This is a genomic window from Pseudomonas sp. HN2-3 (assembly GCF_020691745.1).
In the GTDB taxonomy this organism is placed as follows: domain Bacteria; phylum Pseudomonadota; class Gammaproteobacteria; order Pseudomonadales; family Pseudomonadaceae; genus Aquipseudomonas; species Aquipseudomonas capeferrum.
On record NZ_CP085704.1, the window covers coordinates 4,000,889 to 4,012,747 of the forward strand.

At 64.3% G+C, this 11,859-nt stretch carries 11 protein-coding genes; 6 read left to right on the forward strand and 5 right to left on the reverse strand.

Annotation, left to right across the window (positions count from 1 at the left end):
- Window positions 1-19 precede the first annotated feature (19 nt).
- Genes sixA through LJX93_RS18130 form a run of 3 tightly spaced genes read right to left on the reverse strand, consistent with a single transcriptional unit; the run spans window position 20 to window position 1,883 of the window.
- A complete protein-coding gene (gene sixA, locus LJX93_RS18120) occupies window positions 20-478 on the reverse strand; it encodes a phosphohistidine phosphatase SixA (RefSeq protein WP_033699251.1) in 459 nt (152 codons plus the stop codon).
- Complete coding sequence (locus tag LJX93_RS18125) at window positions 475-822, reverse strand: DUF4389 domain-containing protein (protein ID WP_033699252.1); 348 nt, start codon at window positions 820-822, stop codon at window positions 475-477. The genes sixA and LJX93_RS18125 overlap by 4 nt, the downstream gene beginning before the upstream one ends.
- 35 nt (window positions 823-857) lie before the next feature.
- Window positions 858-1,883, reverse strand: coding sequence for an NAD(P)H-dependent glycerol-3-phosphate dehydrogenase (locus LJX93_RS18130; RefSeq protein WP_047581264.1), 1,026 nt, complete (start codon window positions 1,881-1,883; stop codon window positions 858-860).
- A gap of 147 nt (window positions 1,884-2,030) precedes the next feature.
- Between LJX93_RS18130 and LJX93_RS18135 the strand changes: the two genes are divergently transcribed.
- The 5 genes from LJX93_RS18135 to fabB all read left to right on the forward strand — a co-directional run bounded on the left by LJX93_RS18135 (window position 2,031) and on the right by fabB (window position 8,951).
- A complete protein-coding gene (locus tag LJX93_RS18135; protein ID WP_156310927.1) occupies window positions 2,031-4,178 on the forward strand; it encodes a TonB-dependent receptor plug domain-containing protein in 2,148 nt (715 codons plus the stop codon).
- Window positions 4,178-5,068: an ABC transporter substrate-binding protein gene (locus LJX93_RS18140; RefSeq protein WP_033699255.1), complete on the forward strand. Its 891-nt coding sequence runs from the start codon at window positions 4,178-4,180 to the stop codon at window positions 5,066-5,068. The genes LJX93_RS18135 and LJX93_RS18140 overlap by 1 nt, the downstream gene beginning before the upstream one ends.
- A complete protein-coding gene (locus LJX93_RS18145) occupies window positions 5,065-6,996 on the forward strand; it encodes an ATP-binding protein (protein ID WP_033699256.1) in 1,932 nt (643 codons plus the stop codon). The genes LJX93_RS18140 and LJX93_RS18145 overlap by 4 nt, the downstream gene beginning before the upstream one ends.
- A 207-nt stretch (window positions 6,997-7,203) precedes the next feature.
- The gene (gene fabA / locus LJX93_RS18150) at window positions 7,204-7,719 is read left to right on the forward strand and encodes a 3-hydroxyacyl-[acyl-carrier-protein] dehydratase FabA (protein WP_033699257.1); all 516 of its coding nucleotides are present in this window, start codon (window positions 7,204-7,206) and stop codon (window positions 7,717-7,719) included.
- Between the two features lie 11 nt (window positions 7,720-7,730).
- Window positions 7,731-8,951, forward strand: coding sequence for a beta-ketoacyl-ACP synthase I (gene fabB / locus LJX93_RS18155; protein ID WP_033699258.1), 1,221 nt, complete (start codon window positions 7,731-7,733; stop codon window positions 8,949-8,951).
- Window positions 8,952-9,025: 74 nt separating this feature from the next.
- Here fabB and LJX93_RS18160 read toward each other — a convergent pair whose 3' ends face one another.
- Complete coding sequence (locus tag LJX93_RS18160; protein WP_033699259.1) at window positions 9,026-10,030, reverse strand: amidohydrolase family protein; 1,005 nt, start codon at window positions 10,028-10,030, stop codon at window positions 9,026-9,028.
- Between the two features lie 115 nt (window positions 10,031-10,145).
- Between LJX93_RS18160 and LJX93_RS18165 the strand changes: the two genes are divergently transcribed.
- Complete coding sequence (locus tag LJX93_RS18165) at window positions 10,146-11,009, forward strand: pirin family protein (RefSeq protein ID WP_227696266.1); 864 nt, start codon at window positions 10,146-10,148, stop codon at window positions 11,007-11,009.
- A gap of 93 nt (window positions 11,010-11,102) precedes the next feature.
- Here LJX93_RS18165 and LJX93_RS18170 read toward each other — a convergent pair whose 3' ends face one another.
- Window positions 11,103-11,828 (reverse strand): dienelactone hydrolase family protein, encoded by a 726-nt coding sequence (locus LJX93_RS18170; protein WP_033699261.1) that lies wholly within the window; start codon window positions 11,826-11,828, stop codon window positions 11,103-11,105.
- Window positions 11,829-11,859: the final 31 nt, after the last annotated feature.

Genomic DNA, 11,859 nt, shown 5'->3' on the forward strand with positions numbered 1-11,859 from the left:
TAATGCCAGTTGCCAGGCATCAGGACGGCGCGTTAAGCGCGCGCAAGCTCATCAGGCCGGCCAGTGGCCAGTCCCCCTCCAGCTCCGCCAGGCTGGCGGTACTCATGGCCGCCGGTTGCTGTAGATGACCATGTTCAAGGGCACCGACCAGCGTCCCCACTAGCGGTTGGTGGCTGACCAGCAGCACGTGTTCCAGGCCCAGCCGTTCGATTTCACCGATCACCTGCTGCACGTCGCTTTCCGGCGTCAGCCAGGGCACGGTGCGCACAGGTTCGGCAAAACCCAAGGTGTCGTGCACCAGGGCAGCCGTCTGCTGAGCACGCACGTAGGGGCTGGCGATGATCGCCTGCAACGGCTGCCCGAGCAGGCGCGCGGCACTGTGCAGGACCTGCTCGCGGCCATGGCTGGTCAGGCGCCGCTCGGCGTCGGTGTTGGCCCGCGGCTCCGCCTCACCGTGGCGCAGCACCCACAGCTTCACAGCTTGGGCTCTTCGTCACGCACCGGGTGCGGCGCCGGTGCCACGGCATGCGGTGCTTCGCCTTCTGGCGCACGGGGCGCTGGCCAGTCGGCGAATGGCCAAGGCTTCTGGTCGCTGTGGAAGCTGCCGAAGCGGCCGATCTGCGCCAGGTACTGGCTAACGCTGTCGCCGAAGTTCATCAGGCTGGCGCTGGGCGCGCCGTACACCAGGCGGTAGATCAACTGCACCAGCACCAGGCCGCCCAGCAGCAGTTCGGCCAATTGCCAGACCACCAGGAACACCAGCATCCACAGTACCCGCAGGATGATCGACTCGCGCTGGGCGCGTTCGGGCGTATCGTTCATGACTCGCTCCTTGCTTTATGAGGGCCGCGGACGGCTCAATTGAAACCGCTGATGGAAATGAAATCGACGTCGGTCTTCGGCTCGGCGCGCATCAGGTGCTCGATCACCTGGTTCAAGGTACGGCCCTCGAACAGGATGGCATGCAGGCCTGCCACCAGCGGCATGTACACCTGAACTTCCTGGGCCTTGGCCTTGAGCACCTTGAGGGTGTTCACCCCTTCGGCGACCTCGCCCAGCCGATTGACGGCCTGCTCCAGGCTCAAGCCTTGCCCCAGCGCGTGACCTACCTGGTAGTTGCGGCTCTTGGGCGATGAACAGGTGACGATCAGGTCACCGACCCCGGCCAGGCCAAGGAAGGTCATCGGGTTGGCCCCCTGGCTCACGGCAAAGCGGGTCATTTCGGCCAGGGCACGGGTGATCAGCATGCTCTTGGTGTTCTCGCCCATGCCCAGCGCCACGGCCATGCCGGCAATGATGGCGTAGACGTTCTTCAGCGCGCCACCCAGCTCGACGCCGAAGCGGTCGGCACTTGCGTAGACGCGGAAGGTGCGCCCATGCAGCACGGCCTGCACCCGCTGGCAGAGCGCTTCGTCTTCGCTCGCGACCACCGTGGCGGTGAGTGCGTGCTCGGCGATCTCGCGGGCCAGGTTTGGCCCCGACAGCACGCCGATGCGGGCCTCGGGGGCGATTTCTTCGAGGATCTGGCTCATCAGCTTGAAGCTTTGCGCCTCGATGCCCTTGGTCAGGCTAACCAGGCACTTGCCACGCAGCAACGCAGCATGCGGCGCCAGCACGCTGCGCAAAGCGCTGGACGGCAAGGCGACGAAGACCAGGTCGCAGGCCTGCAAGGTTGCCAGCAGGTCATTGACCGGCTCGACCCCCTCGTGCACGCGGATGCCTTTGAGGTAGCGTGGATTCTCGCGGTTCACGCGCATGGCCTCGGCCTGCTCCGGGTCGCGCATCCACTGGCGCACCGGCACACCGTTTTCCGCCAGCAGGTTCGCCACGGCGGTGCCGAAGCTGCCGCCGCCCAGAACTGCAACAGGTTGCTGTTCAGTCATATCCAATCCGTTAAAGCCAAAAGTTAAGTGGCGACCAGGGCATTATACGGCTCGCCTGCCATGCGCCAAGGCTAGCAACGCAGATTGCACAGACAGGGCAACCAGATCCCAGCCAGATCACTGGCAAAAGCCCCACGGTCGGTTAACATGCCTGTTTCATCTCTGAAACAAGGTCGTACCGTGTTGCCTGGCACGCCCCCCTACCCGCGTCTTCTACTATTGACCGCCTTGCTCGGCGGCCCGGCCATGGCCGACGATCTGTTCATCGACAACGCCGACCTGCCGCAGGTTCTGACCGCCACCCGGCTCAAACAATCCCCGGCGGCGGTGCCCGGCAGCATGACCGTGCTCGACAGCGAGCTGATCCGCGCCAGCGGTGCCCGCGACATCCCCGAACTGCTGCGCCTGGTACCCGGCATGATGATCGGCTACGGCGCCGGCAACCAGCCGACCGTCAACTACCATGGCAGCAACGTCAATGACGCCCGGCGCATGCAGGTGTTGATCGACGGCCGCTCGGTGTACCGCGCAGGCCTGGCGACGGTGGACTGGAGCGACATCCCGCTGGCCATGGAGGACATCGAGCGCATCGAGGTATTCCGTGGCCCTAACACGGTCAGCTATGGCGCCAACGCGCTGATGGCCGTGGTCAATATTCTCACCCGCAACCCCGCCGACAGCCATGGCACGCGCCTCAAGGTCACCCGTGGCCAGGACGGCATCAACGATTTCTACGCCAGCCACGGCTTCGGCTGGGACGGCGGCGACATGCGCCTGTCGGTGTCGGGTCAGCAGGACGATGGTTTCGACAAGGACCAGTACGGCCAGGACTACCGCGACAGCCGCCGCCTCACCCGCTTCAACCTCAGTGCCAGCCACAGCCTGGCCCCCGACCAGACCCTGGAATGGCAACTGGCGGCCAAGGAAGGCAGCAACCAGCGGCCCTACACCTACCAGCCGGTGTTCCCCTATGTGACCGAGCGGGGCGACAACGCCGACGTCAATGCCAAGGACTACGCAGGCTCGGTACGCTGGAACATCGACTTCAACCCCGATCACAGCCTGTACGTGCAGGGCTCGGCCCAGCACTTCGACCGCCAGCAGGTCTGGCGTGCCTGCGACGCGGCGCTGTCGTTCAGCCCGGAGCTGACCCGGCTGTGGCAGCTCAACCCGAACTTTGCCGAGCTGGTGGCGCGCGGCGCCAACAACCCCCCGCGCAGCAGCAACCCCGAAGAACAGGCCCTGGTCGAAGCCATCCAGGCCCAGTGGAACAGCGAGGGCGGGCGCAACGTGGTCTGCGGCGATGTCGACCAGAGCACCCGCGAAACCCGCTACGACCTGGAAATCCAGGACACCCTGAGCCTGACCGACAGCCTGCGCCTGCTCAGCGGCATGAACTTGCGCTATGACCGCGCCGACTCGCAGACCTATTTCAATGGCAGCCTGGACGACCAGACCTGGCGCCTGTTCGGGCAGTTGGAATGGCGCGCCGATGAGCACTGGATCATCCAGGGCGGCGCGATGTTCGAGGACTCGCGCCTGTCTGGCAGCTCGCTGACCCCACGCGTGGCGGTCAACTACCTGATCACCCCACGCCATGGCCTGCGTGCGGTGTATTCCGAGGCAGTGCGTTCACCCGACATGTTCGAGAACAACGTCAACTGGAGCTACACGGTCAAAAACCTCAGCCCCAATGCGTTTGGCCAGCAACACGGTGAGTATTTCGTCAAGACGCGCGGCCCGGGCGACCTCGACCAGGAGCGCATGCGCTCGCGCGAGCTGGGCTACAACGGCTACTTCAGCGACCTCGACCTGAGCATGGATGTGAAGGTGTTCTACGACGAAATCACCGGCATGATCAGCGAGCCGCTGAAGAACAACCAGTACATCGCCAGCAACGCCAACAAGGCCCGCTTCACCGGCAGCGAGGCGCAACTGGACTGGCGCCCCACCCTGCGCGACCGCCTGCGCGTGACCTACGCCTACGTCGATGCCTGGGCCAGCAACCCCGACGACCGACGCCTCAGCGCCCGCAACAGCGGCTCGGCTGGCTGGATGCGCGAATGGGGCGATGGTTGGTCGAGCGCGGTTTTCTACTACGGTGACGATGCCCTCAACCAGTACCGCTACGAGCGTTTGGACCTGCGCGTGGCCAAGCGTTTCCGGGTACAGGGCAGCAACCTGGAACTGGCAACGCTGTGGCAGCAACGCCTGGACGATGAGCCGACTACCGCACTGCAAAACCGTTACGACAGCCGCCATCGCCTGAGCGTCAGTGCGGAGCTGGAATTCTGATGGCCCGCCTGCTGCGCCTGCTGCTGCTTTGCCTATGGCCCCTGGGGCCGCTGTGGGCCAGTGATATTCTGCTGGTCGGTGGCGAAGACCAGCCCGGCATTCGCAGCTTCGTCGCGGCAGTCGAAAACCATCGCCCGCAGGATCGGGTGCGCTTCCAGACCACGGCCGATTTGCCGCGCCCAGGTCGGCTAAAGGCCGATCAGCGTCTGGTGCTGCTCGACAGTGCCGCACTGGAGTGGCGCCTGAGTGAAAGCGCCGGGCCGCCGGCACTGGCCATGCGGGTAAGCCGGGTACAGGCTGAACAGCGCCTGGGAAAGTCACGCCCCGCCTTCCTTACCCTGCTGTGGAGCGACCCGCCGCTGGCCCGCCAACTGCGCCTGGCGCGCTACCTGCTGCCACAAGCACAACGCATCGGCGTGCTTTACGGTAAGCACAGTGCCTTTCTGCTCGATGAGCTTCGCCATGCCGCCCGCCCCCTGGGCCTGGAGATCATTGCCCAGGACTGGCCCGACCCGCGTGACAGCCGGCCCCTGCAATACCTGCTGGGCAACAGCGACGTGCTGCTAGGCCTGGACGACCCCGCCCTGTACAACCCCAAGACCGCAAAAAACCTGCTGCTCAGCAGCTATGGGCGGCAAATGGCGTTGATCGGCCCGAACGCAGGCTTCGTCCGCGCAGGCGCCCTGGCCAGCACCTACAGCGACCAGGACGACTGGTTGGCGGTGCTCGACCACTTGCTCGACCAGCCGCCGGCACGCTGGCCGCGCAGCCTTTACCCCGCGCGCTACGGCGTCAGTGGCAACCAGCAAGTGGCACGCGCCCTGGGCCTTGAACCCATCGATCCGAACGCCGCCGCCAAGGCCCTGGCCGAAGGAGAATCCACCCCATGAGCAGACGCCTGAGCTGGGACATCCACACCCGCACCCAGATCATCAGCCTCGGCCCCGCCTTGCTGCTGACCTTGCTGCTGATCAGCTTCTTCACTTTCGTGCGAATCCAGGACTTGCGCCAGGAGCTCAACCACACCGGCCAGCTGATCGCCAACCAGTTGGCGCCGGCCTCCGAATACGGGGTGATCTCGGGCAACAACGAAGTGCTCGAAGGGCTCATGCGCGCCACCTTGAGCATTCCGCACGTACGTTTTCTGGAGGTGCAGGACAGCCGTAACCACATCCTGGTCTACGTCGAGCAGTCTGACGAAAGCGCCAACCGGGCGCAGCGAGTGGAAGTGTTCCAGGCCCCGATCCGCCTCCAGCAGATCCGCCTGGACACCGATTTCCTGCAGCCGGGCAAGGTTTCTTCCCCGGCCATCGGTGACGACTACCTGGGGCGGGTGATCGTGGGCATGTCCGACGATGCCTTCAGCCAACGCCAGCAGGAAATCGTCATCAAGGCGGGCATCCTGGCCCTGTTTGCCCTGCTGTTCACCTTCCTGCTGGCGCGGCGGCTGGCCGTCAGCCTGGCCAAGCCCATCAGCGACATGGGCCATGCGGTCAAGGCTATTCAGCAAGGCGAATACAACACCCCGCTGCCGGTGGTCGATGACAGCGAGCTGGGCCATCTGGCGCGCCACATCAACAACCTGGCCAGCGCCCTTGAGCAAGCCAGTGACGAGCAGAAGCAAGCCATCGCCCAGTTGACCCAGGCGCGTGAAGAGGCCGAGCAGGCCAACCGCGCCAAGTCGGACTTCCTGGCGATGATGAGCCATGAGCTGCGCACCCCCATGAATGGCGTGCTGGGCATGCTGCAGCTGCTCGAAACCACCCCACTGACCAGCGAACAGGCCGACTACACCGCCGTTGCCACCGAGTCCACCGGGCATTTGCTCAAGGTCATCAACGACATTCTCGACTTCTCGCGCATCGAGCGCACGGCGCTGGAGCTGGAGCGCATCGACTTCAACCTCGGCGACCTGATCGCCAGCAGCGTCCAGTCGTTCCAGCACAGCGCCCAGCAACGCGGCCTCGGCCTGCATCTGCACATGCCCGAAGGCATCGAACACTTGAGGGTGAACGGCGACCCGACGCGGATCCGGCAGATTTTGCTGAACCTGGTCGGCAATGCCCTGAAGTTCACCGAGCGGGGCCAGGTGCAGGTCGAGGCGCGTTGCCAGGTACTGGACCGACAACTGCTCTGGTTCACCTGCAGCGTGCGCGACACCGGCATCGGCATCGACAGCGAGCGCCTGGAAATGATGTTCGTCGCCTTCCAGCAGGCCGACAGTTCGATTTCCCGGCGCTATGGCGGCACCGGCCTGGGCCTGTCGATCGCACGTACCCTGGCCGAACGCATGGGCGGCAAGCTGCGCGGTGAAAGCCGCGAGGGCCTGGGCTCGACCTTCACCCTGGAAATGCCCTTGGCCCTGGCCGCACCTGCCCCGGTGCAACTGCCCGCAGCGGTGCGCGAGCAGCGGCCGCTGGCCGGTAGCGAGCGGGTGCTGCTGGTGGAGGACAACCTGGTCAATCAGAATGTCATAGAAGCCATGTTGCGCAGCCTGGGGCTTGAAGTCAGCGTGGCGGCAGACGGCCTCCAGGCAGTCGAGCAGGTCAGCCAGCAACGCTTCGACGCCATTTTGATGGACTGCCGCCTGCCGAACCTGGATGGCTATGAAGCCACCCAGCGCATCCGCCTGCTGCCCAACGGCATGCACCTGCCGATCATCGCCTTGACCGCCAACGCCTTGGAGGGTGATCGTGAGCGCTGCATGGCCGCCGGCATGGACGATTACCTGAGCAAACCCTTGCGCCGCACCGAACTGCAACGCGTGCTGCAACGCTGGTTACCCGGTCAGACAACCGCGACTGGCGATAAATGCTAAAGTGCGGCAGTCTTAAGGACTGGACAGGACCTTCTTCGGGCCTGAAAATAGACGTTTCAGTGCACACCTGTACTTCTTTCGTCTGGTGCACTGTGACTTTCACCACAACGCAATAGTCTACCTGTAGGCTGCCGCCCCGGAGTCATCGCTTTTCGGGCCGGCCGGGAAGATTCATCCCCTGCCGCAGGGGGTTATTGAGGAGCTCGCATGACCAAACAACACGCCTTTACTCGGGAAGACCTGCTGCGCTGCAGTCGCGGTGAGCTGTTCGGCCCAGGTAATGCGCAACTGCCCGCGCCGAACATGCTGATGGTCGATCGCATCACCCATATCAGCGAAGAAGGCGGCAAGTACGGCAAAGGTGAATTGGTCGCCGAGCTGGATATCAATCCGGACCTGTGGTTCTTCGCTTGCCACTTCGAAGGCGATCCGGTCATGCCGGGCTGCCTGGGCCTGGACGCCATGTGGCAACTGGTCGGCTTCTTCCTCGGCTGGCAAGGCCTGCCGGGCCGCGGCCGCGCGCTGGGTTCGGGCGAAGTGAAATTCTTCGGCCAGGTATTGCCTACCGCCAAGAAAGTCACCTACAACATTCAAATCAAGCGCGTCCTGAAGGGCAAGCTGAACATGGCCATCGCCGATGGCTCGGTCAGCGTCGACGGCCGCGAGATCTACACCGCCGAAGGCCTGCGGGTCGGCGTGTTCACCTCCACTGACAATTTCTAAGGGTTATTCGCATGCGCCGCGTCGTTATCACTGGTCTGGGCATCGTATCGTGCCTGGGCAATGACAAAGAGACCGTCACCGAAAACCTGCGTAACAGCCGTCCGGGTATCCGTTTCAACCCGGAATACAAGGAAATGGGGCTGCGCAGCCAGGTTTCCGGGTCCATCGACCTCAACCTCGAAGAACTGATCGACCGCAAGGTCTATCGCTTTGTCGGCCACGCCGCGGCCTACGCCTACCTGGCGATGCAGGACGCAATCAAGGACGCCGGCCTGACCGAAGAGCAGGTTTCCAACCCGCGCACCGGCCTGGTTGCCGGTTCCGGCGGCGCCTCGACCTTGAATCAGATGGAAGCGCTGGATACCCTGCGCGAGAAAGGCGTCAAGCGCGTCGGCCCGTACCGCGTCACCCGCACCATGGGCAGCACCGTTTCGGCGTGCCTGGCCACCCCGTTCAAGATCAAGGGCCTGAACTACTCGATCTCGTCGGCCTGCGCCACCTCGGCACACTGCATCGGCACCGCGCTGGAGCAGATCCAGTGGGGCAAGCAAGACATCGTCTTCGCCGGCGGCGGTGAAGAAGAGCACTGGAGCCAATCGTTCCTGTTCGATGCCATGGGCGCCCTGTCGACCAAGCGCAACGAAACCCCTGAACTGGCCTCGCGCGCCTACGACAACGACCGTGATGGCTTCGTCATCGCCGGCGGTGGCGGCATGGTGGTGGTCGAGGAACTGGAGCACGCACTGGCCCGTGGCGCCAAGATCTACGCCGAAATCGTCGGCTACGGCGCGACCTCCGATGGCTACGACATGGTCGCCCCAAGCGGCGAAGGCGCCATCCGCTGCATGCAGCAGGCGCTGGCCACCGTCGACACCCCGATCGACTACCTGAACACCCACGGCACCTCGACCCCGGTCGGTGACGTTGCCGAGATGAAGGGTGTTCGCGCAGTGTTCGGCGACAAGGCACCGAAGATCAGCTCGACCAAGAGCCTGTCGGGCCACTCGCTGGGCGCCGCAGGTGTGCACGAGGCGATCTACTGCCTGCTGATGATGGAAAACAACTTCATCGCCGGCTCCGCCAACATCGACGAGCTGGACCCGGAAGTCGCTGACCTGCCGATCCTGCGCAAGACCGAAGAAAACGCCAAGATCGATACGGTCATGAGCAACAGCTTCGGCTTCGGCGGCACCAACGCCACCCTGGTGCTCAAGCGCTGGGCTGGCAAGTAAGGCCGTGACGCAATAATGAAAACGCCCCGACTGGTTCGGGGCGTTTTTGTTTTTGGGTGCGGTATTGAATGTGTTCAATGCCCCTTGGGCAGCACTGCAAGAAAATTCTCCCGCGCCACCTTGCGCGCCACCTCTTCCGGCAAGGCATCCAGGAATGGATCAAAGCCGCGCATTTCCTCCCCCAAGCTGCCAAATCGCCCGACCACATCCGAGCCCAGCATGAAGCGCTCCGGGTAGCGCTCGACCAACGCGACCCACGCCTTGCGCGGCTTGCCGGCTTCATCCAGCAGATACGGCTCGAGCACGCTCCACGACAGGTCGATGTACAGGTTGGGGTAGTCGCTGAGCAGTCGCTCAAGCACCGGCAGAAGAAAATCCATTTGTGTCTGATGGCGATGGATCTCCTTGCTCGCCCCCGCATGCGCCCAGATGAAGCGGGTATGCGGATGGTTGCGCAGCGGCTCCTCGATCTCGGCCAGGTACAACGGGTTGCGCTCGCGCTTGGAGGTGATGTTGGAGTGAACCAGCACCGGCAGGTCGCGCTCGGCCGCCAGGTGGTAGATGCGCGTCATCGCTTCGTTGTTGGCCCGGGGCGTGTCACCACTGGTCAGGGCGGTCAAGTCATCGTGACGCGTGAACACTTCGCCAATGCCCTGCCACAGCCCGGGATACAGCTCGAGCATGCGCTCGATGTGGCTCAGGGCATTCTTGTCCACCGGATTGAAGCCAGTGAGAAACGGATGGAAACGCTTGCGCTGCTCGGGCGGGAGTTTCTCCAGGGCCGCAGCGACGTAGATATCGGTGGCACTGTACCAATAGGCGTCGGCATCGTCACCGGCGTAATAGCGCGGCCGCTTCGGTTCATCCTCGTGCCATTTCTTGGCCACCGAGACCCCGGAAATCATCGACTGGTCGATACCCGCCTGGTCCATGGCCTTGAGCAGGGCTGGCATGCCCTCGGTTTCCTGAAAGAAGTCGACGTAGTGCAGATGGGCATCGCTGTAGCGGTACTCGCGCGCCTGGGCTGCGTGGCACAGCAGGCCCGAGAGCAACACGCCAGCCAGTGCTCTGGCGATCATGGCAGCATCCTTATCCTGACTCGAACAGAGTAGACCCTCGCCTTAGGGCGGCGGTTCAGCAATGGCGGACAACCCGCTATGCTGGAGGCTCCAGCGCCCTCGAATGGAGCCCCGCATGAGCCGCCCGTTGATCATCCGCCCGCGCGCCGAATCGGTAGAGGGCCAGCCGATCCTGCGCCCGCTACCATCTGCGCAGTGCCGCAGCGTCGGCCCGTTCGTGTTCTTCGACCACATGCTCGAGACCGACTATCCGCCTGGCAGCGGCATGGACATCCGCCAGCATCCGCACATTGGCCTGTCGACCCTGACCTACCTGTTCGAGGGCGCGATACTGCACAAGGACAGCCTCGGCTCGGCGCAGCTGGTGCTGCCCGGGGAGGTCAGCTGGATGACCGCAGGGGCGGGTGTCGCCCACGTCGAGCGCACGCCCGCAGAAAGCGTTGCTCGCGGGTCACGGCTGCATGGCCTGCAGATCTGGCTGGCGTCGCCGCGCGAGCACGAGCAGGGCAACGCCAGCTACAGCCACCATACTGCGGCGAGCCTGCCGGTCAGCGACAGCTTGGGGGTGCGGATCTGCATGATTGCCGGCCAGGGGTTTTGCCTGAAGTCACCGGTGCCGGTGCTCTCCCCCACCCTCTACGCGCACGTTCGAATGCAGCCGGCCACGACCCTGCGGGTGCCGACCGAGCACGCGCAGCGGGCGCTGTACCTGCTGGAGGGTGAGTTGCTGCTGGATGATCAGGAGGTCGAGCCGTGCAGCCTGCTGGTGCTGCCCGAGGGCGAAGAGGTGACGCTGTATGCCGAGGGCGAATGCCAGCTGGTGTTGCTGGGTGGCGCGCCCCTGGATGGGCCGCGGCGGATGAACTGGAACTTCGTCGCGAGTGACCCGGCGTTGATCGAACAGGCTCGGGGGCGCTGGGCCGCAGGCGATTGGCCGGGGGTGCCGGGGGAAAGCGAACGGATCGAATTGCCGCACTAGTGGGGCCGCTGCCACAGTGAAGGGCGAACCGATGCCTGTGGTAGCGGCCATGCCGGACCGGCCGGAAAGGGCTGCGCAGCAGCCCCGGCAATCTCAACCCTTGAACACTTCAGTCAGCAGGTTGTGCATCGCCTTGAACGCCCGTTCAGAGGTCTTGCGGTCGTACTGCATCTTGCCTGGCACGTTGGCCGCCGGATCGGTGAACGAATGCACCGCCCCGCCGTAGCTGAGCAACTGCCAGTCGACGCTGGCCGCATTCATCTCTTCCTCGAACGCCGGCAACTGCTCGCGTGGCACCAACGGATCGGACGCACCATGCAGCACCAGCACAGCACCCTTGATGCGCTTGGCGTCTTCGGCATTCGGCGTATCCAGGGTGCCGTGGAATGACACTGCCGCCTTCAGGTCGGCACCGGCGCGGGCCAGCTCCAGCGCACAGCAACCGCCGAAGCAGAACCCGAAGGTCGCCACCTTGCCGGGCGCCAACAGCGCCTTGGACTGCCCGAGCAACTGATCCAGCGCCTCTTTCATGCGCTTGCGCAGCTCGCCACGGTCATTTTTCAGCGGCATCATCGCCGCCCCCGCTTCGTCAGCGTTGGACGGACGCACCGACTGCCCATACAGGTCGGCGATCAACACCACATAGCCCTGTTCGGCGACTTCCCGGGCGATGCGCTCAGCGCCTTCGCCAATGCCCATCCAGTTCGGCGCCATCACCAGCGCAGGGCGACCGAGCGCCCCTGGCTCGTACACCAGGCGGCTCTCATAGGTCTTGCCGGAAAGGTGATAGACCAGCGATTCAACGATTACCTTGCTCATCAAACTCCTCCTTGCCCCCATGAAAAAAGCC